We start from the raw sequence: 25910 nt of genomic DNA, 5'->3' as shown, positions 1-25910 counted from the left end.
GTTCGCTCTGGCATATGCGCCAAAAAGTGGCCCCGGATAACATGTATCCGAGGCCTATACTTTGTATAAAATTTTTCGTTAAAAGCAGTCTGCTAGAGGCCAAAGAAATCCTTCATGAACAGCAAGCCGATGCCGAACATCACCAACGTCGCAATGCCGCCGACTACATTTCCCAAACGTCGATTCGTATGGCTTCCCATCACTTTTTTATTGTTTCCAATGAAGAGGATCAGAAGCATCAGGGGCGGTGCTATCAAGCCATTGATGGCTGCGGAATAGTATAAAGCCCTCATCGGATCAATCCCGATGAAATTGATCGTCAGTCCGACAAGCGTGGCGATGGTGATGACTCCGTAGAAACCATGCGCCTCCTTCAGTTTCTTCCCCAGGCCAGTCTCCCAACCGAAAAATTCAGAAATGGCGTAGGACGAGGCGCCGGCCAAAACAGGCACTCCAAGCAGTCCCGTTCCTATGATGCCCAAAGCGAACAACCAATAGGCGAAGTCTCCCACCAATGGCCGAAGCGCTTGAGCGGCCTCCGCCGCGGAATTGATAGTGGTGATGCCGCTGAGGTGAAGGGTCCCGGCTGTCGTCAGCACAATCATGAAAGCAGTGACGGTTGTAAAAAACATCCCGACAATCGTATCAATTTTCATATCCCTGATATCCTTGACAAAGATGCGCGGTTTCCCGATGCCGATCCCTTTGATTTTATGCTCGATGATCTCTTTTTCCACTTCTTCATCCGCTTGCCAGAAAAACAGGTAAGGGGAAATCGTTGTCCCTAAAAAGGCCACCACATTGAGCGTAAATTCCCTGGAAGGGTAAAAGGTTGGGATAAGGGTGTGCTGAAGGACAGCACCCCAATCTTGACGGACCGTAAATGCAGTGAAAAAATAAGCGAACAGGGAAAGCGTCAGCAACATCAGAAATCTCGAATAATGCTTATAGTCCATAAAAATTTCCAGGACCAAGGTTAGGGCCGTCATGATTAGGATCCAAAAAATGAACGGCAAACCGAGCACCATCTGAGCCACCGCGGCCATCGCGCCCAAATCGGCACCGATATTGATCGTATTGGCGATGAACAGTAGGGAGATTGCCGGATAGCTTACCCACTTAGGGTAGGATTCTTTCATGATCCCGGTAAGCCCTTTTCCTGATACCAACCCGATCCGTCCGCACATTTCCTGGATGGCAATCGCAAAGATGCACGAAATCGGAGAAAGCCACAACAGATGAAGGCCGAACATGGCTCCGGTCTGCGAGTAGGTGACGATTCCGGATGGATCATCATCGGAGGCTCCAGTGATGACGCCAGGTCCAAATTTTTTGAGGAATTTTTTGGTCTTTTTGAGAATTTTGCGCATCTTTCTCACTCCCTTATTTGGTTGTGCATCGGCATTGGGATATGGGAGCGGACTTGTCAGTTATTTTCTCTTCTTATCATCATCATACCTACTATCCGTTAAGCTTGCAAGCACGTGCATCATCCTGTGATATACTATTGACAGGAATACAAACAACGAAAAATCCAGACTACTGAGGTGGACTAAAATGGAAGAATCAGCTACAAAAATCGAAACGATCGACGACTACATCAGCCGCTATGATGAGGATATCCAGGCGATCCTGCAGGAATTACGCCGGCTGATAAGGGAAGAGGCACCCGATGCGACAGAGAAAATCAGCTATCAGATGCCGACCTTCTATCTGAACGGAAACCTTGTGCATTTTGCTGTGCAGAAAAATCATATCGGTTTCTATCCGGCACCAAGCGGCGTTGAGGCTTTCAAGGAAGAATTGGAGGATTACAAGACTTCAAAAGGCGCCATCCAATTCCCGTTGACGAAACTGATCCCTTATGAACTTGTGCGCCGGATTGTCCGCTTCCGGGTCGAAGAAGCAAAGCAAAAAAAGCAACAGAACAAAAAATGAACCATCTTTGTAGACGAGTTGAATTAAACTAAAGGAGGAATAGCATGGATTTTCATGTCGTCTTGACCAAAGTCATCCCGACGCTTGCGAGTCTGATCGAAGGCATCGGCGTCCTCATCATCCTTTATGGATGCATCAAGTCATTGTATCTGTTCATTACGGACAATTTGAATCTGAACAACAACCAACCGAAACTCGAATTGGCCAAAGCGTTGGCGTTCAGTTTGGAATTCAAGCTGGCAGCGGAAATACTGAAGACGGTCATCATCCAGACGATCGATGAGTTCATCGTCCTTTCTGCCATCGTCATCCTGCGGGTCGTTCTGACAGTCGTCATCCATTGGGAAATCAAAAGCACCAATTCAGAAGTGGGGGAGTGACTTCTTCACTCGCCTGTCAGAGAAAATGAAAACGTTCTCTTTTTGCCCCGCTTTTGCCATCCTTTCGACATACTTCTTTCCTATACTGAACTTGTAGAAAAGAAGATCACGGAAGCATACAAAAAAGGAGCGGATCAAAATGAAAAAGTGGAGAAACGGAGTAGTGGGCGGGGCTTTGGCAGCCTTGTTGTTCAGCGGCACCGGTGTCATGGCATCCGAGGATGAAGAGTTATATGGCGCAGCAGCGGTCAGCGAAGGCGAAACGTATACAATAGAAGAGATGTTGTTGTTCGCCATTGAAGATGAATACATGGCCGAAGCGTCCTACATCGCGATCATGGATGCATACGGAACGGTCAAACCTTTCACCAGCATCTCCAAAGCGGAAGGCACGCACATCTCCTTGTTGTTGCCCCTGTTCGAAACGTATGGGTTGGAAGTGCCGGAAAATGAAGCGGTCGAGCAGGTTGCGCTGCCGACTTCATTGGCTGAGAGTTTTGAAGCCGGTGTAGAAGGCGAAATCAAGAACATCGCCATTTATGGACAATTCCTGGAAACGGAAGGCCTGCCGGATGATGTCCGAAGCGTCTTTGAAAGGTTGATGGCCGCTTCCGAAAATCATTTGGCCGCCTTCGAACGCGGTGTCGCCGGAAATCCGGATGGAGCCGGAAGAAAAAAATGAATGTGAAGCAACAAACCAAGCCCCGCGCAGGATTAACTTGCGCGGGGCTTGGTTTTGCATGCGTATTGCCTTGGCTGAGCACATCTATGCGCGTATGCGATTGTGTGATCAAGTTTGTCCGATAACAATGAAGAATCGGAAAACCGTCGATCAGGGGCGCCCGTTGTTGTCCGATAACTACGAAGAATCGGACAACCAGCAACCAGAGGCGCCCGAGCTTGTCCGATAACCAAGAAGAATCGGACAACCAGCAACCAAGCGCGTCCGAGCTTGTCCGATAACCGCAAAGAATCGGACAACCAGCAACCAAGCGCGTCCGAGTTTGTCCGATAACCGCAAAGAATCGGACAACCAGCTCATAATGGATTCGTGTTCTGATTTTCTGCGAGAACTTGCGTCAAGTATCTTTTCCGCTTAAAATGGAAGAACTGCAATAAGAACAGAAAGGAAGAGGATGGATGCGATTGGACAAACTGCTCAGCGAATGCGGCTACGGTTCGCGAGGACAAGTGAAAAAATTGATCAGAAGCAAACAGGTCAGCATCGACGGGGAAATCGTGCTGGCGGACAATCACAACGTGGACCCGCAGATCCAGGCGGTCATCGTTTCTGGGAAAACGCTGACGCACCGGACCAATGTGTACTACATGCTGCACAAACCGGCCGGCGTCGTGACGGCGGTATCCGATGAAGGTAACCGGACCGTCATCGACCTGATTGATCCATCCGATCGCCGCCCGGGCCTCTATCCCGTGGGACGGCTGGACAAGGATACGGAAGGGCTGCTGCTGATTACGGACAATGGGCAGCTAGGCTACCAATTGTTGCTGCCGCACAAAAAAGTGACGAAGCGCTACGAGGTCGTCGTGAACGAGTTTGTGACCGCCGCCGATCAGGAAGCCTTCGCTGAAGGGATCGTCTTCCACGGAGGGACGACCTGCAAGCCGGCCCATTTGACCATCCTCAGCCACGGAGACGATGAAAGCCGCGTGCTGTTGGACATCAGCGAGGGGAAATTCCACCAAGTGAAGAAGATGTTCCTCTCTGTCGGCAAGAAAGTCACCTATCTGAAACGACTGAAGATGGGACCGATCGAATTGGATGAATCGATTCCGCTGGGGAGCTATCGGCCGCTCAATGAAGCCGAAATGGAACAACTGAAGCCGTATTTCCGCTAGAAAGAAGGCAAATCAACCAAAAAGAGGAGGAGCTGATCAAAGCTCTTCCTCTTTATTATGCGCTGCCGCTTTTTTCCGCGGTTTGGTCTGTGTCAACCGGTAGCTTTCCGTGATGATCCGGTCTGCGATCGGATACAGCTCCTCGGAAATGAGCCGCAAGGTGATCCAATGGGTCTTGTTCATATGGTAGGCGGGCATGATCTCCGGGACAGCCTCGCGCAGATACTCGTTCCGTTCCGGCGTGTTCTTCACGTTCAGCCAGATTTCGCCGTTGCGCGCATAGATGTAGGCGAAGGTTTTCCGGTTGCCTTCGTGGCGCATGACGGTCCATTCGGAGTCACCGAATGGGTAATCCTCGATGACGTGGGCATGCTCCTGGCAAAGGGCGATCAGGCGGTTCCGGATAGTTTTTGCATCGTGCATCTGTATTCCTTCTTTCCTGTTCAGATTACGTTAGTTCATTATAGCGTAAATTTTTCCGAAGGGCTCTTTTCGCGTTGAATCTATTGACTTACAACCAGATAAGTGGATAATAGATAGCGTGCTATATATATTTATGCAGAGAGGAGAAAATGCTGTGGTATCACGTGACATGATGGGAGTGTACATCCCGATGCTGCATAACCAATTTAAGGAAACGATAAACCGACTAGTGGGCAAAATCGACTTGACCACTTCTCAAATGCACGTCCTGTTCTATCTGAAGAGCCGTGGGGATGAGGAAGTGATCCAAAAAGATATCGAGGAGAAGTTCAATCTTTCCAATCCGACCGTAACCGGAATCATCAAACGTTTGGAAGCGAAGGAGTTTGTCGTAAGGACAGTCAGCTCTAAGGATGCGCGTTCCAAGAGCATCCATCTGACCGAAAAAAGTATTGCGGCCTCCGAAGAAATGAAGAATGCCTTGAAGGAAGCCAACAAGAAGCTTCTGGAAGGTTTGACGGAAGAGGAATTGGACATAATGGAAGGCTGCTTCAAGAAGATGCTGCATAACTTGGATGGCGGTTGCCACCACCGACATGCGCATCACGAATAAACCAAATAATCTAGGAAAGAATAGGGATTGCAAATGAAAGTGATAATGAAATATTTAAAACCATTTGCCGGCACGATACTGATCAGCCTGCTGATTTTGTTCGGGCAGGCCATCGGTGAATTAAGTTTGCCGAATCTGATGAGTGACATCGTCAATACCGGCATCCAGAACGGAGGCGTCGAACAGGAAGCACCTGAAGCGCTGTCGACAGATGGCTTTGCGCTCATGACGCTGTTCATGGATACGGAAGACAAAGAAACGTTCCAGAAAAGCTATACCTTGATTGAAGGCGGAGCGGCTGAAGCTGAAGCGTACACGGAAGAATTTCCGGAAAGCCAGGAAACGGATCTTTATGTGTTGGATGAAACCGATCCCGACCGGTTGTCCTCGCTGGAGAGCATCTTCAGCAAGGCCAGCTACAGTTTTGTGACGTTCATGAAAGAAATGGGCGCACAGCAAGGAAATGCTGCCGCAGTCGATACCGAGAGTGGTTTTGAGAACGTCGATATGGACCAACTCTATGCGCTTCTGCCGCAATTGCAGCAGCTGCCGCAAGAAGCTTTTGCGGAGTCGAGGGACGTTGCCGATGCTGCCGAGCCAATGCTTTACAGCCAAATCGGGATCCTTTTCACGAAGCTTTTTTATGAAGAATTGGGAATGGATATGGACGCGCTACAGAACCGCTACATTATGACGAAAGGCGCGCAGATGCTCGCCATCGCCCTTGCGGTGTCCGTCGCTTCCGTAGCGGTCGCGTATTTCTCTTCGCGGATCGCAGCGAAAGTGTCCGGCAAAATGAGAAGGGATGTTTTCGCCAAGGTCGAAAGTTTTTCCAATGCCGAATTCGATAATTTCTCGACTGCTTCCCTGATCACGCGTACGACCAATGATGTGCAACAGATCCAGCAATTGATCACAATCGGAATCCGCATGCTCTGTTATGCGCCGATATTGGCCACAGGCGGTCTGATCATGGCAATCGACAAGAGCGTTTCGCTGGCATGGACAATCGTCGTCGCAGTCGTTGCCCTCGTCGGGGTCATGATGACGATCATGTCGATCGCGTTGCCGAAATTCAAAGTATTGCAAAGCTTGACTGACAAGTTGAATCTGGTCAGTCGCGAGAACCTTTCCGGCATGATGGTCATCCGTGCATTCGGTAATGAAAAATTTGAAGAAAATCGCTTCAATGATGCAAACGAAGAATACACCTACACCAATCGCTTCGTTCAGCGGCTGATGGCCTTCATGATGCCGGCGATGACAATCATCATGAACGGGGTTTCGCTTTTGATCATTTGGTTCGGCAGCAAGCAGGTTGCCGATTCCGCGATGCAAATCGGTGATATGATGGCCTACATCCAATACGTGATGCAGATCATCATGGCATTCTTGATGATTTCGATGATGTTCATCTTCCTGCCGCGCGCGTCCGTTTCGGCCGTTCGGATCGGTGAAGTGTTGGATACGGACTTAAGCATTCTGGATCCGATCGAACCGCAAAAAATCGATCAGCGGAAAGGCGTCGTCACATTCAAAAATGTCTCTTATCACTATCCGAAGGCGAGCGAAAATGTCTTGAAGGACATCTCATTCACCGCAAAACCAGGAGAAACGACGGCAATCATCGGTTCGACCGGTTCCGGGAAATCGACTATGATCAATCTGATTCCGCGCTTCTACGATGTTTCAGAAGGTGCCATCGAAATCGACGGCGTCGACATCCGGAAAATGACGCAAGCCGATCTGCGCCGCAACATCGGTTATGTTCCCCAAAAAGGCATGCTTTTCTCCGGGGATATCGCATCCAATGTTTTGTACGGCAAAGACGATGCCTCCACTGAGGACATCATGAAGGCCCTTGAAGTCGCCCAAGCGGAAGGCTTCATCTCAGCGATGGAAGATGGCATCGAAACGGCCATCGCGCAAGGCGGCGGTAATGTCAGCGGGGGCCAGAAGCAACGGTTGGCGATCGCAAGAGCATTGGTGAAAAAAGCGCCGATCTACATTTTTGATGACAGCTTCTCGGCTTTGGATTTCAAGACGGATGCGGCTTTGCGTTCGGCGCTGACGGGGTACACCGACAATGCCACGGTAGTGATCGTGGCGCAACGGATCAGCACAATCATGGATGCGGAACAGATTGTCGTCCTTGATAAAGGGAAGATAGTCGGGATAGGGACTCACGATGCGTTGATGAAGAACTGTGAGACTTATCAAGAAATTGCTAAATCTCAGCTTTCAGAGGAGGAATTAGCATGAGCGAAATGAAACAAAAAAGACCGCAAGGCGGTCCCGGCGGAGGCCACGGTCCGATGGCAGGATTGAGCGCGCCGGTCGTGAAAGCGAAGGACTTCAAAGGCGGATTCAAGAAATTGGCTGCCTATCTTTCACCTTTTAAATGGTCGATCGTGGTGGTCATGATTTTGGCTGTCGCATCCTCACTATTCGGCATCGTAGGACCGAAAATCATGGCATTGGCCATCGATAAATTGGTCGAAGGTGTCATGCTGCAGTTCACAGGCGGAACCGGAGCAATCGATTTCGACTACATCGGAAAAGTCCTGTTGGGTTTATTGGGCTTGTATCTTCTGAGTGCAGCCTTTTCTTATCTGCAGGGATTCCTGATGTCAGGTGTCTCGGCGAAAGTGTCCTACACCTTACGGAAAGACCTGATGGAAAAGATGAACAAACTGCCGCTGTCCTATTTCCACAAGAACAGCCAAGGGGATGTCCTTTCCCGGATCACGAACGATGTGGATACGCTGAATACAAGTTTGAACCAGAGTTTGACCCAAATCATCACCTCGATCACGACACTGACGGGTGTGTTCATCATGATGCTGACGATCAGTTGGTCGTTGACGCTCGTCATCCTTGGCGTATTGATCCTTTCCATGATGCTGTTGGTGCTGATCATGTCGAAATCCCAGAAGCACTTTGCCAATCAGCAGAAATATTTGGGTGCAGTCAATGGTCATGTGGAAGAGATGTACGGCGGACACGTCGTCATGAAGGCATTCAATGGTGAAGAAAAATCCATTACTGCTTTCGATAAAGAAAACGACCAGCTGATCGAAGCCGGCTTCAAAGCTGAATTTCTTTCCGGTTTGATGATGCCTTTGATGAGCCTGATCGGGAATCTTGGGTATGTCGTAGTCTGCATCATGGGTGGTGCGATGGCAGCCGGCGGAAAAATGACGATCGGGGATATCCAAGCCTTCCTGCAGTACGTACGTAATTTCACGCAGCCGTTGACGCAAGTCGCTCAAGTCGGCAGCCAGCTGCAACGGATGGTGGCATCCTCTGAACGCATATTCGAGTTTTTGGAAGAGGAAGAAGAGACGGTATCCGAAGCAAAAATCGAAATGGCGACTGCTGAGGTGAAAGGGAATGTCCGTTTCGACCATGTCAAATTCGGTTATGAACCGGATAAATTGGTCATCAAGGACTTCTCCGCGGATGTCAAAGAAGGACAAAAAGTGGCGTTGGTCGGGCCTACGGGAGCCGGCAAGACAACGATGGTTAAATTGCTGATGCGTTTCTACGATCTGACGGGCGGAGCCATCTACATCGATAATCATAAGCTCACTGATTTTACCCGCAACGATCTGCGTACGGAATTCGGGATGGTGCTTCAGGACACTTGGCTGTACAACAGCACCATCATGGAAAACATCCGCTACGGAAAACTGGATGCGACGGATGAAGAAGTCATTGCCGCCGCAAAAGCCGCGCAAGTGGATCATTTCGTCCGGACTTTGCCGGATGGCTACAATATGGTTCTGAATGAAGAGGCCAACAACGTTTCGCAAGGCGAGAAGCAATTGCTGACAATCGCACGCGCCATCCTTGCCGATCCGCAGATCATGATCCTGGATGAAGCGACAAGCTCGGTCGATACGCGTACGGAAGTACTGATCCAGAAAGCGATGGATACGCTGATGCAAGGCAGGACAAGCTTCATCATCGCGCATCGCCTGTCGACCATCAGAAATGCCGACCTGATCCTCTGCATGAACAACGGAGACATCGTCGAACAAGGAACCCACGAAGAATTGCTGGCGAAAGGCGGCTTCTACGCCGACCTCTACAACAGCCAATTCGACGAAGAAGAATAATAGCAGTAGCGAAAAAGAAAAGTACGAAGACATTGAATGACTGCCTGACAAGCAGGAAAATGATAAATTAACTGGACACTAAACATGCTAAGATCAGTAGCGCTGACCATACCTTTGGTTTGAACTACTGATCTTAGTATTTTTTTGTTTTTCGAAGGAAAAAATGCCCAGCGAAATCATGGTTCGCCGGGCACTGCTGTCAGAAGGAATGTACACTTTATCTGCTGTCGCTTTTCTCAATCTTTCAACTTCATGTTTTCGTAGTTCATGTTCGGGTTCAGCAGGCCGCGGTTGCTTTTCAGGACGAAAGAGAAGCTGCTGTCGTTGAAATCGATGATGTTGTCTTCATCCAGTTGCTGCAGGCTGTCCCGGGTGACTCTGACCGTGCCGAAGTTGGTGTCCAAAACGGTGTCGTAGTATGGGTTTTCCGTATCGTACGCTCGGATCGTGAACATGCTGCTGTCTGGTCCGCCGCAGCCGTAGATTGTGCTCATGTACAAAGAGATTTCCTCGGCCATCCCCAATTTTCCCAGTCGTTGCATGGCATTCTCAGTAAATGTCAATTTCATTTCCATCACCCCTTTTTATTAATTATAGAGCATACTCCCGCGAAACAAATCGAATATGCTCATCCCGATATATTGTTTGACAAGGTGAGAAACAGATGTTATATTTAATTAAATTTTAATAGAAGAGCGATGAAGAGAAGAGTACCTTTCGATCGTCATTCCAGAGAGCCCCGGTAGGTGAAAAGGGGTATGATGAAAAAAAGCGAAGATGGTCTCGGAGCAAAGCAATGCGGATAGTGTTGCTTCGGTTTGTGCACGATAGCGCACAAGAGTATAACAAGCGGGAGCTTGCGTACTTTTTAAGGTATGGATCGCGAGGTCCGTACGAACATGGGTGGTAACACGAAGAGCTTTCGTCCCTGTATTTCAATCAGTTGGAATATAGGGACGAGGGCTTTTTTACTTTTTGTAGCAATCAGAAAAATGAACAGAAGCAACCTCGGCTAATCGGCAATGACCCAAAGAGCAACCGCTATGCAAGAATAGATCGAAAATCAGAAGGGAAAGATGACAAATGACAGAGAAAAATTACAGTTTTGAAACGTTGCAAGTACATGCAGGCCAAGTGCCGGATCCCGTTACCGGAGCCCGTGCGGTGCCAATCTACCAAACGACCGCCTTCGTCTTCGACAGCGCGGAACAGGCTGCCGGCCGCTTCGCTTTGACGGATGCCGGAAATGTCTACACCCGTTTGACGAACCCGACAACCGCAGTTGTGGATGCCCGGGTTGCTGCGCTTGAGGGCGGCACATCCGCCGTCACGGTCGCTTCAGGTTCGGCTGCGATCACGTATGCGATCCTGAATGTGGCGAATGCAGGCGATGAAATCGTTGCGGCCAGCACACTTTACGGGGGAACCTACAATCTTTTCAGCGCGACTTTGCCTAATTTGGGCATCAAAACAACTTTCATTGATCCCGAAGATCCGGCTAACTTCGAAGCGGCCATCACGGAAAAGACGAAAGCCATCTTCATCGAATCGATCGGCAACCCGAGCACGAACCTGATCGATATCGAGAAGGTCGCTGAAATCGCGCATAGCCACGGCATCATTTTGATCGTGGACAACACTTTCGGTACGCCTTATCTGATCCGTCCATTTGAATTCGGCGCCGATGTTGTGGTCCACTCCGCCACGAAATTCCTGGGCGGACACGGCACAACAATGGGCGGCGTCGTCGTCGAATCCGGGAAATTTGATTTCGCCGCCAGCGGAAGATATCCTGGCTTCACGACGCCGGATGCGCATTACAACGGTTTGGTCTATACGGATTTGGGACCTGGTGCATTCACGACCAAAATCCGCGTGCAATTGCTGCGCGATACCGGAGCCTGCATCGGGCCGATCGATTCCTTCCTGTTGCTGCAAGGGATCGAAACTTTGTCGCTGCGCGTCGAACGCCATGTCGAGAACACCCGCAAGGTCGTCGCTTATCTGGCGAAGCATCCGAAAGTTTCCTGGGTGAATTATCCGGAACTGCCTGAAAGCAAGTACAAGCCTTTAGCCGACAAATACTTCCCTAAAGGCACCGGCTCGATCTTCACTTTCGGCATCGAGGGAGGCAAACAAGCCGGCATCGAATGGATCGACAAGTTAGAGTTATTCTCGTTGCTTGCGAACGTTGCCGATGCGAAATCCTTGGTCATCCATCCGGCCAGCACGACCCACGCGCAGCTGAGCGAAGAAGACCTTATTGCTGCCGGCGTTTCCGGGGATATGATCCGTCTTTCCATCGGGATCGAGAATGCCGATGACATCATCGCCGATTTGGATCAGGCCTTCGCACAGATCTAAAACAAATCAAAGCCAAGGTTGTCTCATTTGTAGACAGCCTTTTTTGGCTCGCATAGGAAGATGTCCGATAACTGCAAAGAATCGGACAAGCAGAGTGCAGTTGAATCTGAAGTTGTCCGATAACCGCAAAGAGTCGGACAAGCAGACCGAAGACGTATCTGAAGTTGTCCGATAACTGTTAAGAATCGGACAAGCGGAGCACAGACGTATCTGAAGATGTCCGATAACCGCAAAGAATCGGACAAGCAGACCGAAGACGTATCTGAAGTTGTCCGATAACCGTAAAGAATCGGACAAGCGGAGCACAGACGTATCTGAGGATGTCCGATAACCGTAAAGAATCGGACAAGCAGAGCGCGGTGGTAACGGAAGATGTCCGATAACTGTTAAGAATCGGACAAGCAGACCGAAGACGTATCTGAAGTTGTCCGATAACCGCAAAGAATCGGACAAGCAGCCCTAACCAGATTCTTTAAAGATACTCCTCCAACACCGACCAGGCTTCCAATTTTTCGGGTAGCGTTTTGACATGTTTCCCGCGCATGGGGCTGGTCGAAGGGAGCGGGAGGTAGACCAAGCCGGAGTCCTCATCCAGACCGAAGTGCTTTTTGTAGCTGCGGAAAGCTTTTCCGCCGTTGAAGGCGATGGCCTTGATTTCGGGATGCTCGCGCAGGAGGCTGTTCAGATCGTTTGGGTATTCCTCTTTGATGGCTGAATCGAGGCTGCCTTCGCGGTAACAGGAGTGGATGACATCCCAGAGGGCGACGTGATGCTTTTTCAGAAGCGTAAGGCGGTCCTCGTAGGTCACCGGATCATCTTCCCCGAGCAGGGAGAAAATGATTTGCCAGAAATGGTTCCTCGGGTTCCCGTAGTAGTGTTGTGCTTCCAATGATTTCACTCCGGGCATCGATCCCAGAATTAGGACCTGGGCTTGGGAATCGATTACGGGTGCCATCGAGTGGATTCTGTCAGGCTGTTTCAAATGCTGCACATCCTTTCATCGCTAATTTGTCTCCATTCTACCAAAACCGCGCCGGAGCAGGAAACATTCGAGCTTGCCAAATAATTTGAATAAAACAGTTGACGGAAGGATGGCGATGCGTTAAAATAATCCCAACATTAAGAAATCGTTAGAAAAATCATTTCCATCTAATTAAACCGATAATCAAGATAAGTACGCATCATACCTTGTTTCCAGAGAGTCGCCGCCAGTGAGAGTGCGATAGCGAAGGGGATGCCGAATGGACTTGAGAGGGTTGCCTTGAAAAGAGTAGGGGCAAACGGGGAACCTGGTCCGTTAACAGACAGGCACATATGTTGGTATGTGAACGAGTGGGCGATTCATTTCGTCAATTTGGGTGGTATCGCAGGAGAATACAAGCTCTTGTCCCTTTAAAGGGGGGACAAGGGCTTTTTTTGTACACAAAAAATGATGAGGTGAATGATATGCTTGATATAAAAAGCACGAAACAGACCGAAGAAATTCTCCCGCAAGACAGCATGAAGGTTGCTATCGATAAACTAGTGAAAAAAGAAGAACTTTCCCCGCAATTGACGAAGACCATCATGCACCAGATCATGAGCGGTCAAGCCAGCCCGGTCCAGATTGCAGCTTACCTGACCGCTATGCGAATGAAGGGCGAGACTGCCGGAGAAATCAGTGCTTCCGCTGAAGTGATGCGGGATTTTTCCAATAAGGTGCGGACCAAGACGACGGCATTGGACATCGTCGGAACCGGCGGCGATCAAGCTTTCACCTTCAACATCTCAACCGTCTCTGCCTTTGTCATCGCGGCCGCAGAGATCCCGGTGGCGAAACACGGCAACCGCAGTTCCTCAAGCAAATGCGGCAGCGCGGATGTGCTGGAAGAATTAGGTGTGAACATCGAAGCCAGCGCGCAACACAGCGAAGCGATGCTGGAAGAAATCGGGATGTGCTTCATGTACGCCCAAAAATACCATCCATCGATGAAGCATGCGGCACCCGTAAGGAAAGAAATGGGCGTCCGGACGATCTTCAACGTCCTTGGGCCATTGGCGAACCCGGCCAATGCGAATATGCAATTGCTTGGTGTGTATGATGTCGCACTGGTGGACACGATGGCTGAAGTGCTGAAACAATTGCAGATGGAACGGGCTTTGGTGTTCGGTGGAAATGACGGTCTGGATGAAATCACATTGACCACAACATCGGAGGTCGCGGAGCTTCGCGACGGCAAGGTTACCCACTTCACGTTCGATCCGAAAGACTATGGTTTCGAATACTGCACAAGCGATGATCTTGTAGGCGGAGAACCAACTGAGAATGCCACAATTGCCTTGGCTATCCTAAGTGGCGAAAAAGGACCGAAGCGCGATACCGTGCTATTGAACGCCGGCATGGCCATCTATTTGGCCAACGACGACTTGACGATCGCTGACGGCATCAAACGCGCAGCCGAATTGATCGACAGCGGAGCGGCTTTGAAAAAACTGGAGCAATTCATCAAGGCATCACAGGAGGCGACAAAATGATATTGGACGACATCATAGCAGCAACAAAGATACGGGTGGAAAAAGCCAAACAGGTCATCCCGCTGGAAGAAATGAAACAAGCCGCCTTGGCACTGCCGATCAATCAGGATTTCCCTTTTGAAAAGGCGCTGACCGGTGAAGGGATGCATTTCATCTGCGAATGCAAGAAGGCATCCCCTTCGAAAGGCGTGATCGTGGAGGATTTCCCTTACATTGAGATAGCCAAAGCCTACGAGGAAGCCGGCGCATCCGCGCTTTCGGTATTGACGGAGCCCGATTTCTTCCAAGGCGAAAATCGCTTCCTTACCGAAATAAAAAAGGCAGTATCGCTGCCGGTCATCAGAAAGGATTTCATCATAGATGCCTACCAGATCTATGAGGCGAAAGTCATCGGTGCGGATGCCGTGCTTTTGATCGCGACCATCCTGAACGAGGAGGAGTTGGATGCCTTCCAACGTTTGGCCCGCGAACTGGGGCTTTCGGCCTTGGTGGAGGCCCATACCGAAGAAGAGCTCCTTAAAGCGCTGCGGACGAATCCGAAGATCATCGGCGTCAACAACCGCGATCTGAAGACTTTCAAAGTGGATATCCAGCAATCCATCAGGCTGCGCGCACTGGTGCCGGATGACATCCTTTTCGTGGCCGAGAGCGGCATCTCGGAAAGGCAGCAAGTCATCGAATTGGAGGAGGGCCACGTCGATGCCATCCTGATCGGCGAAACGATGATGGTCTCGCCGGATAAAAAAGGCATGCTGGACCGCCTGCGGGGAATCGGCTGATGGTCAAAGTGAAGATCTGCGGCCTCAAACGCGTCGAGGATGCGGAAATGCTGAACGAGCTGCGCCCGGATTTTGCAGGATTCATTTTTGCCCCGAGCAAGCGCCAGATTTCTTTGGAGCAGGCGCTGGAAATCAGGGCAGCCTTGATTGATGCCATTCCGGCAGTAGGCGTCTTCGTAAACGAACCGATCGAAAACATCGTCGCCATCGTGGAAAGCCGAGCCATCCAGATTGTGCAGCTCCACGGCGATGAAGATAATGCCTACATCGAGGAACTGGGCAAGCGGATCACGCTTCCCATCATCAAAGCTGTCGCGGTCAAAGATGCCGCCGATGTCAAGAAGGACTACGCAGCCGATATAATTCTCTATGACACTTACCAGAGCGGTGTGGCGGGTGGAACGGGAAAGACATTCAACTGGGAATTGCTGAAAGAAGCAACGCACCCATTCTTCCTGGCGGGCGGCCTGCATGCCGGCAATCTCGAAGCAGCCATCGAACAAATACAGCCATACGCAGTGGATATCTCGAGCGGCGTCGAAACGGACGGCGTGAAGGATTTTGAAAAAATCAGAGCAGTAATGGAAATCATTAGGAGGTCAAAAAAATGACAAGTTATTTCGGTGCACACGGGGGACAGTTCATTCCCGAAACGTTGATGAACGCTTGCTTGGAACTGTCGGAAGCTTTTTTCCGATTCAAAGAGGATCCGGAATTCAAAAAAGAATTGAATGATCTGTTGGACAACTACGCAGGCAGGCCATCCCGCCTCTATTTCGCGGAAAAGATGACGAAGAACCTCGGCGGGGCGAAAGTCTACCTGAAACGCGAAGACCTGAACCACACGGGCTCGCATAAAATCAACAATGCGCTCGGCCAAGTATTGTTGGCCAAAAAGATGGGCAAGAAACGGATCATCGCGGAGACCGGCGCCGGCCAACATGGCGTGGCAACAGCCACAGCAGCTGCGCTTTTGGATATGGAGTGCGTCGTCTACATGGGCGAAGAGGACACCCAGCGTCAAGCTTTGAACGTGTTCCGGATGGAATTGTTGGGCACGAAGGTGATTCCCGTGACGAGCGGCACCGCCACACTCAAGGACGCGGTCAACGAAGCGATGAAGGATTGGGCTTCCACATTTGAAGAATCGCATTACTGCATCGGCTCTGTCATGGGTCCGCATCCATTCCCGACCATGGTCCGCGATTTCCAGAAGATCATCGGGGAAGAGACCAAAGCCCAGATGGCCCAGGCGGAAGGCAAGTTGCCGGATGTCGTGATGGCTTGCGTCGGCGGCGGTTCGAATGCGATCGGGACTTTCTATGACTTCATCGGCGACGAAAGCGTGCGGCTGATCGGCTGCGAAGCTGCCGGCAGAGGGATCCACACACAGGACACGGCTGCGACGATCGCGACCGGCACACCGGGCATTTTCCACGGCATGAAATCGTATTTTTGCCAGGACGAATACGGCCAGATCGCGCCCGTCTACTCGATTTCGGCCGGTCTGGACTATCCGGGCATCGGACCGGAGCATGCGGATCTCTATGACCGCGGCCGCGCCGAGTACGTCTCGGTGACCGATGACGAGGCTGTCGCTGCCTTTGAATACCTGGCGCGGATGGAAGGGATCATCCCGGCCATCGAAAGCTCGCATGCGATCGCGCATGCCATGGTCTTGGCGCCGACGTTGGATTCGGAAAAAATCATCGTCATCTGTTTGTCGGGCCGCGGCGATAAGGACGTCGCAGCAATCGCAAGATACAAGGGAGTGGATATCCATGAATAAAATCACAGCTGCCTTCAAGCACAAGGCATTCATACCTTTCGTGACGGCGGGGGATCCCGACCTGGAAACCACAAAGGAACTGATCAGGGCAATCGTTGCGAACGGAGCGGACATCGTCGAAATCGGCATCCCGTTCTCCGATCCGGTTGCTGAAGGTCCTGCCATCCAAAAAGCGGATGAGCGGGCTTTGGCGAACGGCATCAATACGGACGATATTTTCCGGATGGTCGCTGAGTTGCGCACCGAAATCGACACACCTTTCGTCTTCATGACCTACATCAATCCGGTGTTTGTCTATGGCATCGATAAATTCATGGCGCGCTGCAAAGAGACCGGCGTCGATGGCGTCATCATTCCGGATGTTCCGTTCGAGGAGAAGGGCTTCATCCAGGAAGCCTGCCGGGAACATGGCATCACCTACATTTCCATGGTGGCACCTTCTTCGGCGGAGCGGATTGCCATGATCGCCAAAGAAGCGGAAGGTTTCCTGTACGTCGTTTCTTCCTTGGGCGTCACCGGCGTCCGCAGCGACATCACGACCGATATCGACAGCATGCTGGCGGAAATCCGCAAAGTCAGCGATATCCCCTGCGCCATCGGCTTCGGGATTTCCAACGCCCAACAGGCCAGGGCCATGAGCGAAATCGGGGACGGTGTCATCATCGGTTCGGCAATCATCAACATCATGGAAAAATACGGGAAAGACTCGCCCAAACCGGTCGGAGCCTTCGTGGCTGAAATGGTGGGAGCCATCCGCAGCGGAAGCTGAAGTCTTTACGCGTGAACAGCACCGCCTGTAGCAGTATAATGAAAGAAAATAACAGGCGGAAAGTGGTGACGATGATGCGGAGGATTATTCTTGTGCGTCACGGTGTGAGCGAATGGAATCTGTTGAACTTGTTTACGGGCTGGACGGATGTCGATTTGAGCGAACAGGGAGTTCTGGAAGCGAAAGAAGCTGGACAAAAGCTGAAGGCAGCCGGCATTGAACTTGATATGGCCTTCACGTCGGTTTTGAAACGGGCGATCAGAACCTGTCATATCATTCTGGAGGAAACCGACCAATTATGGATACCTGAAGTCAAAAGTTGGCGCCTCAATGAACGCCATTATGGTGATCTGCAAGGCCTGAATAAACAGCAGACAGCAGAAAAATATGGGGAAGAACAGGTCCTTAAATGGCGTCGATCCTATAATACATTGCCGCCATTAATGGATCCGAATAACCCCTTGTCACCGGCAAATGACCGCCGTTATGCCAATCTCCAGAAACGGGTCATTCCGATGGGAGAGAACCTCGAGACAACCTTGGAACGTGTTATCCCATTCTGGGAAGATCAGATCGCACCGGCAATATTGGATCGGAAAACGGTATTGGTGGCGGCCCATGGAAATTCCCTGCGGGCGCTGATCAAGTACCTCGAAGAAATACCCGATGATGAAATCATGCAACTGGAAATCCCTACCGGACAACCATTAGTCTATGAGTTGAATGACGATTTGACGATCATCAGAAAATACTATCTTTAATAAGAAAGATGGGGGTGTCTCAAACGTTCATGTGGGCGAAGCCCACATGAACGTTTGAGACACCCCTTTGATTTTAAATAGTAATTGAATTGATAATCAGAAATAACCCGCCAAAACTAATTTTGCGGGGGCGGAGACCCGAGACAACCCGCATCTGTCGACTGAACGATTACCGAAAACCGCAAAACACCAGACAGATCGCAATTCTGTCGGGCGTATGCCCAGGACGGGTTCCTGAACTGTCGAGAGATCCCACAATTGTCGACTGAACGATTACCGAAAACCGCAAAACACCAGACAGATCGCACTTCTGTCGGGCGTATGCCCAGGACGGGTTCACGAACTGTCGAGAGATCCCACAATTGTCGACTGAACGATTACCGAAAACCGCAAAACACCAGACAGATTGCACTTCTGTCGGGCGTATGCCCAGGACGGGTTCCTGAACTGTCGAGAGATCCCGCATCTTTCGACTGAACGATATTCGTAGTCATTCCAACAGTCGACAACCAAATATTCATTTGCTTACAAACAAAAGAAGAAGCCATCTCAATTGAGACAGCCTCCGCATCTTTTGTTGCATCATTTTTCTTCAGCCATCAAGTGAAAGTTGAAACGGACATCACTGCTGGTCCCGTCCTGCAGGTAGGTTCTTTCCACAAAAGTTACTTGATCGGAATGGCCGATGAGGATCAGTGTTGTGGAGCGGGTGCCGTAGCGTTCGGTCTGGATGAAATTGGCGGAGACGGCGCGCAAAATCGGCAAATCCGACGGGGGCGTCCGATCCGCCATCATGCCGAAGATGGCCTCTTCATCAAGAGGGGACTGGACAGCCAGTTCGGCCATTGCTGCTTTGGTGTGGGTGACTTTCGGCCATGGCGTATCGAGCGTGGCATTGCTGACGGCGTGGTTGCCTGTTTGAAGGACGCTGTACTCGTCCAAAATGTTATTGTAATGATGGAGGCTGTAGCTTGAACCGACGATCAGGTTGAAGCCGTTGTAGTCGGTCCGTTGCTGTTTGATCTGATTCAGATAGTCCCCGGGTCCAGTAGCTCCGGTCAAGTAATCCATCACGAGGTTGCCGCGGGACAGCTTGTTATCGGATTCCTGATCGGACGTCAAATAACTATTGGTCACGGCGGCGATCCTGCCTTGTCTGGTGATGCCAAGCCAAGTGCCGTGAGCGCTCAAGTCTTTTCCGGCCAACAGATTAGGATGCTCCGGCCAGAAGTGTGCAGCCAGGGATGGCCGGTCATATTGCTCATCCCGATTGGCCACGAATATCAATTTGTAAGACGCATTTTGGTTGAGTTGCATAGATATCAGGCACATAACTATTCCCCCAGTAAGATGTTGTTCTTTTGTTAAGTATAGCATGCGCAACCTTCAAGGCTGAAATGAAGAATCCCCGTAGAGCCAAGTCCAGCTGAATGCTACTCGACCGCTTATCCAAAATTTCAAAACACGCCGGATATGAGCTATAATAAGGATGACAGAAAGCCACCGTGCCAATCGGAAATGTAGCGACAGAATCGACACTATTCGAAGGAGTTGTTTAGGATGCTAAAGGATAGAAAAAAATATTGGACAGTTTTGCTGATCAGTCTTTTTCTGGCAAGTTGCAGCCAAACGCAGGAAACGCCTGCAGAAGAGAGTTCTTCCGCAGCGACAGCACAGAGCAGTTCGGCAGCCAGTAACGCGAGCAGCGAAACGGAAGCAGCATCGGCGGAATCCGCTGAAGTCGGCGACCGTCTCGGCAAACTATCGAAAAGCTATATCGACATTATGGACAGCGGTAATTACTATATGGCTTTCCGTTCCACGACAACATTCGAAGGCGAAATGATGGAATCCGAGACGATGATGACCGTTTCTGGCGACAGGACCGCGATGCAATCAAAATCCGCAGACACCGAAACCGCAATGGTGATGATGGACGGCAATATCTATATGATCGACCATGTCAGTAAAACGGTGATCGTTATGCCCCAGACTATGACTGAGGGGGATGAGACCCTGCCGGAAATTCCGGAATCAAGTGAGCCGGTCGAAGTGGATGACATCGAATACATCGGCAGCGGCAAGGAAGATGGGCTAGTGTACGAAGAATATCGCACAACGAGCGGCACACAAATCTTCTACTATTTTGATGGTTCCGACCTGAAGAAAATCAAGACGATTGATGAATCATTTGAATCGGTCATGGAAATACTGGAATTGTCCGATAACGTGTCGGAGGATGCTTTTGAAATACCAGCGGACTATCAGCAAATCACTTACTAGACGGAATGATCAGTTCCTCGTATAAAGGAGTGGGACAATGTTACTGCTATTGGAACAGATGAACGGATATGTGCTGGTTGCAGTGCTTGTCCTCTGCATCTGGGTGCTGTCCAAGGCGACAGATATCCTGGTCGATGAAGCCGTTTCGTTGTCTTTGGAGTGGGGGATGTCCCAGCTTGTGATCGGTGCTACGATTGTTTCTTTGGGAACCTCGTTGCCGGAACTGGCGGTATCGATCTCTTCTTCCTTAAAGGGTAACGGCATTCTGGCTTTGGGAAATGTGGTTGGATCGACATTCGTGAACACCAGCTTCATTCTGGGAATCGGAGCGCTTTACGGAAGCATACCCGTCAACCGGAAGACGGCGCATAAACATACTGTCTTGTCCGGGCTTTCGCTTTTGCTGATCCTCTCCTCATTGCCGGTCTTTCATGCGGATGGCCAAGGAAAGATTCCGCAGTGGCTGGGCATAGTCTTCCTGATGCTGACTCCCGTTTATTTCTATTGGACAGTGCGGGAAGGAAAGAAGTCTGATCAAGAGGCCATCATAGAAGAAGACAAGGAAAAAGGTCTCCCGATTCTGGTCAAATTGATTAAGTTGCTCATCAGTGCAGGCTTTGTGATTGCGAGTGCCTCTGTATTGGTAAGTACGGTGGAAATCGGTGCTGCCCGGATTGGCATCCCCGATTCGGTCATCGCTTCCACAGTTGTGGCCTTCGGAACCGGATTGCCGGAAATAAGCACAACCATTGTTTCCGTAAAAAAAGGCTACGGCGCTTTGGCGATGGGGAACATCATGGGTTCCAACCTATTGAATACTTTGTTCGTTCTCGGGGTGGCATTAGGATTGACACCGGGAGGAATGGTTGTCAGCCCGGATTTCTATCAGATCCATTTTCCGGCTTTGGCTATTCTGCTGGCGGTTTTGGGGTATTTTTCCTATAACAACAAACGGGACGTCATCAGCAAAAAAGAAGGGCGTATCTTGATACTGTTCTACTTCCTGTATCTGATATGGAACTATTTTCTATAGAAAGAAGGTTCGTGATCCCCACAAGGGCCACGAACCTTCTTTTCTACTTTTCTTCTTCAGTATCGTTAACGCGCTCCGGAACATCCCGGGCAATATCTACGGTCGCGAAATCCTTTACGGGTGTGGAGCCGTTCACCAAGACAGGCTCTTCCTCGTCCAGCTCGAATGGACCGGCCACTTCGCCAAAATAACGATTGTACCGCAGCTTGAATTTTTCGAGTACATGCTCGAAGAGAATCTTCAGCATCGCGAATAGCGGCACACCTAAAATCATGCCGATAAAACCAAGCAGATTGCCCATGATCAGCAAAACGATGATGATCATCAACGGATGCATCTTCAAGTTCCGGCCTATGATGCTCGGTTCGATGATGTTGCCTTGAATGAGCTGCGCCAATGCCCAGACAACAACCATTTTCAGGAGCATGGCCGGAGAGGTGAAGGCCGCCACGAACAAAGCCGGGATGACCCCAATGGTGGCTCCGATGAAAGGAATGACCGCCGTCAAGGTAGCGATCAGGGCAAGGACGAAGGCGTAATCCAGGCCGATGATCAAATAACCGACTATCAGCAAGGCACCCAGACTCAAGGCAACGAGCAGCTGGCCTTGGACATAGGAACCTACCTGAAGCGACATCTGTCTGGATATCTTTTCGATATCATTGCGGAAAACAGGCGGGATGTTCTTCATGACAAACGGTTGAAATTTTCCTTGGTCCTTCAGCATGAAGAAAAGGATGACCGGGAAAGTGACTGCTACGACCATTACGCTGGAAATGGTGGAGAAGATGTTCATGATTTTTTCGCTCGAGTTGCCGATCCAGGCCAGAATCATCTCAGGGATACTGCCGACTGTGCTGTCCAGCCAATTTTGCGCTTGCTCATAATAGTCCTTGAAAGTACTGTTCGCGAGCAGTCTGTCGAAATAGGCATTCATCTGTTCAATGTAGGTAGGAAATTCATTGACCAGATTGGTGAGCTGGCTGGACAAAATCGGAACCAAAAGCACAACCCCATATACCAACATCAGAATGAAGAGTACAAAGATGATTGATGTCGCCATTCCCCGGTTGATTTTCCTTCTTTCAAGGAAGGTCACCATCGGATTGAATATATAATAGAAGACGATTGCTAAAATCACGGGCGCAACGATGGTCGAAAAAATGACCTGCAGCGGTTTGAAAATGAATGAAATGGTATCCAGCGTAAAGATGAGCACACCGATCAGAATCAGGGTGGACAGGATATAGATGATTGTCTTGCCGCCCAAAAAGGAGATGAGGCGCGTATCTTCGGGTATTGTTATTTTCGTTTCTTTCTTTTGCATATGCTGTCCTTTCTTATGCCGTAGTCGGATTTGGCCCGTATAGCGGCATAGCGGTTTTCTATTTTTAGTTTACCAGAGTTCCCTTTGAAAGCCATACTGCAAAGGTCGTATTTCCGGAAAATTCTGTCGTTCGATTGCTGGTTTGGGGGTGCCGGAATGAAATGTGTTAGAATGACAGAACCAGAACCAGAACCAGAACCAGCAATAGAGGAGGAAACTTATGAAATACAGCATCTATACACGCACCGGCGATAAAGGCAACACACGCATCGGAGGAGGGAAAGCACTTCCGAAAAATGCCGAAAGGATCGAAGCTTTCGGCGCGCTGGATGGTCTGAACTCATGGTTCGGGCTTGTCCGCACGAAAAATGATTGCGGAGAGGACATCCAGGAGGACATGGCGCTCATCCAACAGTTCCTGTTCGATTGTTCCTCAGATTTGTCGATCCCGAAAGGGCACCGGGAGTACAAGCTCGTGCAGGATCACATCGATTGGTTGGAGAAGAAAATCGACGGCTACAGTGAAGAGCCGGAGGAAATCCAGTACTTCATCATACCTGGAGGAACGGAACTGGCAAGTTGGTTCCACATTTTGCGGACGACGACCCGTGACGCGGAACGCCGGATCGTCACCTTCATGGAGCAAGAGCCGGACGAAGTGAATCCGTTCGTGCTGAAGTTCATCAACCGTCTTTCGGACTATCTGTTTGTCGTGGCCCGGGTCGCCAACGCCCGCAAAGGCGTTCCTGATGTCCCGTATGAGCGCAGCGAAAAAGTGTTCCGCATTTCCGGAGATAAGGAGAGTTCCGAGGGTAAATAAGCATAAGCAAGGAGTCCGGGGGTCTGTTGACGTCCGGCCTCCTTTTTGTATGGAGGAGAGCGGTGGTTCTCCTCCGGTGAAGGGCCCTTTCGCCGGAGAAGAGAACTCCACAAAAATGTCACCTCCGGTCAGCGAGGCTTCGCCGGAGTTCGGCCGCCTGAAAATACATGTTCTCCGGCCAACAGATCGCTCCTCGGAGCTGAGGAACCCGCAGGCAGATTTCCTCCGGCCACCAAACATCGGAGTCTATGCATATGCCTTATTCAACGCGCGAATGCAAAAAAACGCACAAGAATTCCGTCTGCCGGATTTCCTTGTGCGTTTCGTTTATTTTACAGTAAAGAATCAGCGCAATACCGCTGGCAAAGCCTCGATGAGATCCGAAGCCATCAAGCTGTATTCGGATTTTTCCTGGGCTGCGATATCGCCCGCCAAACCGTGGATGTAGACACCCAATTTGGCCGCTTCGGAAGGGACCAAGCCTTGAGCCAACAAGCCGGCGATGATGCCGGTCAGGGCATCGCCCGAACCGCCTGTCGCCATGCCGTTGTTGCCGGATGCGTTGATGTAATGCTCATCCTGATGGGCAACCACAGTCCGGGCATCCTTCATGACAAAGGTCAGATCCGAATCAGCCGTGCAAAACTCGGCAGTCCCCAAAAGGTCCGCTTTTATTTCCGTCAAGTCCTTATCCAAAAGACGCGCCAGTTCTTTCAAATGAGGGGTAAGGATGCTCCCCACCGGAACGGCCTGCGCCACTGCGCTGATGCGGGCACGGGAATCGTTCCCCGGCAAAGCTGCGTCGTTGAAACGATCGGAAAGGATATTCAAGGCATCCGCATCGATGATCAAAGGGAGCTGACTGTTTTCGAGAACCAAATCGACTACCATGCGAGCTGCATCGGATTTCCCGATTCCGGGTCCGACAACAATCGCATCAGCGCAGGACACTGCGGCGATGATTTTCAGGCGTTCGCTCTCCTTGTCCAACCCGTTCGGCTGGTAAGTCGTCAGGATTGCTTCAGGCAGCTGCATTTGAAGGATGGCGCGGTTCTCATCCGGTGTGATGATCTGGACCAGACCTGCGCCGGTACGGTAGGCGGCTTTTGCCGACAGGAAGGCAGCTCCGCTCATGTTTGCGGATCCGGCGATGATCACGACCCGACCGTAAGTACCTTTGTTCGAATAAGCCGCGCGTCTCGGAAGCGAAAAAAGATCGCTTTCGTCGTAAAACAGCACATTCGAAGAAATGACTTCCATGGCGCTCGGCGGGAAACCGATGTCGCTGACGATCAGTTTTCCGGTGTGCAAAGAACCTGGGTAAAGCAGCTGGCCGATTTTTTCGATCCCGAAAGTGATGGTCACATCCGCTCGGACAGCGGTCCCCAGCACTTGTCCATTGTCTGCGGAGATGCCGGATGGGATGTCGACGGCAAACACATAGCCTTGGAACGCGTTCATGAGTTGGATCGTCTCCGCGTATTTCCCTTCTGCCGGCCTGTCCAATCCGATGCCGAAAATCGCATCGACCAAGACGGTGTAGCCTTTGAAATTGATTTCGCTGACTTCATCCCAGATGACCATGTCCAAGTTTTCGATGATGTCGAGTTGTTTTTTGGACTCAGCGGATAATCTGTCGCGTTCGCCGATCAAGAATACATCCACTTGGAAGCCGTGGTTCAATAAAATGCGGGCTGCCGCCATTCCGTCGCCGCCGTTGTTGCCTGAACCGCAGATCACCAGGATGATGTCCTCTCTTGAGATGCGTTCTTCCATGGCTGCGACGACCTGATTCGCTGCATTTTCCATCAGCACCATGGCTGGGATGCCGATCTCATCGATCGTAAAGGCGTCGATTTTCTTCATCTGTTGGCTGTTGACAAGTTTTTTCATTCATTGTTCCTCCTGATGGTTGGTGGATGTCATACCATTTTCATAATTGCTATTATACCATTCTTGGCGCTGGAAAGAATACGGGGAGCCTGATGAAACTCTATACAAGGCGGAAACAAAATGATTGCCTTAACAAGCGAGAGTGGTTTTGCACAATAATTTTCTGAAAACTTAGGGAAAACAGTCATTCACTTTTTATAAGTAATGTGATAATCTTATCAAGGAACTCGAATAAGGGAGGAA

The 25910-nt window shown here is 50.4% G+C and carries 24 protein-coding genes and 1 other annotated feature; of the genes, 17 read left to right on the top strand and 7 right to left on the bottom strand.

Translation table 11 applies throughout. The features are described from left to right. Nucleotides 1-92 precede the first annotated feature (92 nt). Nucleotides 93-1370, bottom strand: coding sequence for an Nramp family divalent metal transporter (locus tag C8U37_RS03100; RefSeq protein WP_108031797.1), 1278 nt, complete (start codon nucleotides 1368-1370; stop codon nucleotides 93-95). Nucleotides 1371-1557: 187 nt separating this feature from the next. Between C8U37_RS03100 and C8U37_RS03095 the strand changes: the two genes are divergently transcribed. From C8U37_RS03095 to C8U37_RS03075, 4 genes are all read left to right on the top strand, one after another. Next, entirely contained in the window at nucleotides 1558-1938 is a 381-nt protein-coding gene (locus C8U37_RS03095) for an iron chaperone (RefSeq protein WP_108031796.1), read from the top strand. Nucleotides 1939-1982: 44 nt separating this feature from the next. After that, nucleotides 1983-2318, top strand: a complete 336-nt coding sequence (locus C8U37_RS03090; protein ID WP_108031795.1) for a DUF1622 domain-containing protein — start codon at nucleotides 1983-1985, stop codon at nucleotides 2316-2318. Nucleotides 2319-2457: 139 nt separating this feature from the next. After that, nucleotides 2458-3000, top strand: coding sequence for a ferritin-like domain-containing protein (locus C8U37_RS03085; protein ID WP_108031794.1), 543 nt, complete (start codon nucleotides 2458-2460; stop codon nucleotides 2998-3000). Nucleotides 3001-3458: 458 nt separating this feature from the next. Beyond that, nucleotides 3459-4178, top strand: coding sequence for a pseudouridine synthase (locus C8U37_RS03075; RefSeq protein WP_108031792.1), 720 nt, complete (start codon nucleotides 3459-3461; stop codon nucleotides 4176-4178). Between the two features lie 36 nt (nucleotides 4179-4214). Here the strand turns inward: C8U37_RS03075 and C8U37_RS03070 are convergent, their stop codons facing one another. Continuing rightward, nucleotides 4215-4601: an MmcQ/YjbR family DNA-binding protein gene (locus C8U37_RS03070; protein ID WP_108031791.1), complete on the bottom strand. Its 387-nt coding sequence runs from the start codon at nucleotides 4599-4601 to the stop codon at nucleotides 4215-4217. 154 nt (nucleotides 4602-4755) lie between these two features. On the opposite strand from C8U37_RS03070, the gene C8U37_RS03065 reads away from it, so the two are divergent. The 3 genes from C8U37_RS03065 to C8U37_RS03055 are packed head-to-tail and all read left to right on the top strand — an operon-like array spanning nucleotide 4756 to nucleotide 9335. Continuing rightward, nucleotides 4756-5214 (top strand): MarR family winged helix-turn-helix transcriptional regulator, encoded by a 459-nt coding sequence (locus C8U37_RS03065; protein ID WP_170100173.1) that lies wholly within the window; start codon nucleotides 4756-4758, stop codon nucleotides 5212-5214. 45 nt (nucleotides 5215-5259) lie between these two features. Continuing rightward, nucleotides 5260-7476, top strand: coding sequence for an ABC transporter ATP-binding protein (locus C8U37_RS03060; protein ID WP_211306110.1), 2217 nt, complete (start codon nucleotides 5260-5262; stop codon nucleotides 7474-7476). After that, nucleotides 7473-9335: an ABC transporter ATP-binding protein gene (locus C8U37_RS03055; RefSeq protein ID WP_108031789.1), complete on the top strand. Its 1863-nt coding sequence runs from the start codon at nucleotides 7473-7475 to the stop codon at nucleotides 9333-9335. The genes C8U37_RS03060 and C8U37_RS03055 overlap by 4 nt, the downstream gene beginning before the upstream one ends. A 236-nt stretch (nucleotides 9336-9571) precedes the next feature. On the opposite strand, the gene C8U37_RS03050 is transcribed toward C8U37_RS03055, so the two are convergent. Continuing rightward, nucleotides 9572-9904: an iron-sulfur cluster biosynthesis family protein gene (locus C8U37_RS03050; RefSeq protein ID WP_170100172.1), complete on the bottom strand. Its 333-nt coding sequence runs from the start codon at nucleotides 9902-9904 to the stop codon at nucleotides 9572-9574. Nucleotides 9905-10418: 514 nt separating this feature from the next. On the opposite strand from C8U37_RS03050, the gene C8U37_RS03045 reads away from it, so the two are divergent. Beyond that, complete coding sequence (locus tag C8U37_RS03045; protein WP_108031787.1) at nucleotides 10419-11699, top strand: O-acetylhomoserine aminocarboxypropyltransferase/cysteine synthase family protein; 1281 nt, start codon at nucleotides 10419-10421, stop codon at nucleotides 11697-11699. Nucleotides 11700-12171: 472 nt separating this feature from the next. Here the strand turns inward: C8U37_RS03045 and C8U37_RS03040 are convergent, their stop codons facing one another. Then, a complete protein-coding gene (locus C8U37_RS03040; RefSeq protein WP_211306109.1) occupies nucleotides 12172-12681 on the bottom strand; it encodes a DNA-deoxyinosine glycosylase in 510 nt (169 codons plus the stop codon). Nucleotides 12682-12851: 170 nt separating this feature from the next. Beyond that, nucleotides 12852-13094: a binding site (T-box leader), on the top strand. Between the two features lie 105 nt (nucleotides 13095-13199). Here C8U37_RS03040 and trpD point away from each other — a divergent pair. The 6 genes from trpD to gpmA all read left to right on the top strand — a co-directional run bounded on the left by trpD (nucleotide 13200) and on the right by gpmA (nucleotide 18311). After that, complete coding sequence (gene trpD, locus C8U37_RS03035; protein WP_108031832.1) at nucleotides 13200-14213, top strand: anthranilate phosphoribosyltransferase; 1014 nt, start codon at nucleotides 13200-13202, stop codon at nucleotides 14211-14213. Next, a complete protein-coding gene (gene trpC / locus C8U37_RS03030; protein WP_108031786.1) occupies nucleotides 14210-14992 on the top strand; it encodes an indole-3-glycerol phosphate synthase TrpC in 783 nt (260 codons plus the stop codon). The genes trpD and trpC overlap by 4 nt, the downstream gene beginning before the upstream one ends. Then, nucleotides 14992-15603 carry a phosphoribosylanthranilate isomerase gene (locus C8U37_RS03025; RefSeq protein WP_211306108.1) on the top strand — a complete coding sequence of 204 codons (612 nt, stop codon included), beginning with the start codon at nucleotides 14992-14994 and terminating at the stop codon, nucleotides 15601-15603. Before trpC ends, C8U37_RS03025 begins: the two co-directional genes overlap by 1 nt. Next, a complete protein-coding gene (gene trpB, locus C8U37_RS03020; RefSeq protein ID WP_108031784.1) occupies nucleotides 15600-16781 on the top strand; it encodes a tryptophan synthase subunit beta in 1182 nt (393 codons plus the stop codon). The genes C8U37_RS03025 and trpB overlap by 4 nt, the downstream gene beginning before the upstream one ends. Next, nucleotides 16774-17550: a tryptophan synthase subunit alpha gene (gene trpA / locus C8U37_RS03015; protein WP_108031783.1), complete on the top strand. Its 777-nt coding sequence runs from the start codon at nucleotides 16774-16776 to the stop codon at nucleotides 17548-17550. The genes trpB and trpA overlap by 8 nt, the downstream gene beginning before the upstream one ends. Nucleotides 17551-17624: 74 nt before the next feature. Continuing rightward, complete coding sequence (gene gpmA / locus C8U37_RS03010) at nucleotides 17625-18311, top strand: 2,3-diphosphoglycerate-dependent phosphoglycerate mutase (RefSeq protein ID WP_108031831.1); 687 nt, start codon at nucleotides 17625-17627, stop codon at nucleotides 18309-18311. A 582-nt stretch (nucleotides 18312-18893) separates the two neighbouring features. Here gpmA and C8U37_RS03005 read toward each other — a convergent pair. After that, nucleotides 18894-19643, bottom strand: a complete 750-nt coding sequence (locus tag C8U37_RS03005; protein ID WP_170100171.1) for an NRDE family protein — start codon at nucleotides 19641-19643, stop codon at nucleotides 18894-18896. A 228-nt stretch (nucleotides 19644-19871) separates the two neighbouring features. Here C8U37_RS03005 and C8U37_RS03000 point away from each other — a divergent pair, with 228 nt between their 5' ends. Beyond that, the gene (locus C8U37_RS03000) at nucleotides 19872-20594 is read left to right on the top strand and encodes a hypothetical protein (protein ID WP_108031781.1); all 723 of its coding nucleotides are present in this window, start codon (nucleotides 19872-19874) and stop codon (nucleotides 20592-20594) included. Nucleotides 20595-20631: 37 nt separating this feature from the next. Beyond that, on the top strand, nucleotides 20632-21627 hold the full coding sequence (locus tag C8U37_RS02995) for a sodium:calcium antiporter (protein WP_108031780.1): 996 nt from the start codon (nucleotides 20632-20634) through the stop codon (nucleotides 21625-21627). Between the two features lie 43 nt (nucleotides 21628-21670). Here C8U37_RS02995 and C8U37_RS02990 read toward each other — a convergent pair whose 3' ends face one another. Beyond that, complete coding sequence (locus tag C8U37_RS02990; protein ID WP_108031779.1) at nucleotides 21671-22954, bottom strand: AI-2E family transporter; 1284 nt, start codon at nucleotides 22952-22954, stop codon at nucleotides 21671-21673. Nucleotides 22955-23174: 220 nt separating this feature from the next. On the opposite strand from C8U37_RS02990, the gene C8U37_RS02985 reads away from it, so the two are divergent. Continuing rightward, nucleotides 23175-23774: a cob(I)yrinic acid a,c-diamide adenosyltransferase gene (locus tag C8U37_RS02985; protein WP_108031778.1), complete on the top strand. Its 600-nt coding sequence runs from the start codon at nucleotides 23175-23177 to the stop codon at nucleotides 23772-23774. A gap of 345 nt (nucleotides 23775-24119) precedes the next feature. On the opposite strand, the gene C8U37_RS02980 is transcribed toward C8U37_RS02985, so the two are convergent. Further along, nucleotides 24120-25667, bottom strand: a complete 1548-nt coding sequence (locus C8U37_RS02980; protein ID WP_108031777.1) for an NAD(P)H-hydrate dehydratase — start codon at nucleotides 25665-25667, stop codon at nucleotides 24120-24122. Nucleotides 25668-25910: the final 243 nt, after the last annotated feature.

The organism is Trichococcus patagoniensis, from assembly GCF_003051085.1.
Classification (GTDB): Bacteria; Bacillota; Bacilli; order Lactobacillales; family Aerococcaceae; genus Trichococcus; species Trichococcus patagoniensis.
Note: the sequence above shows the minus strand (reverse complement) of the source record. Positions and strands in the feature narration are given on the sequence as shown.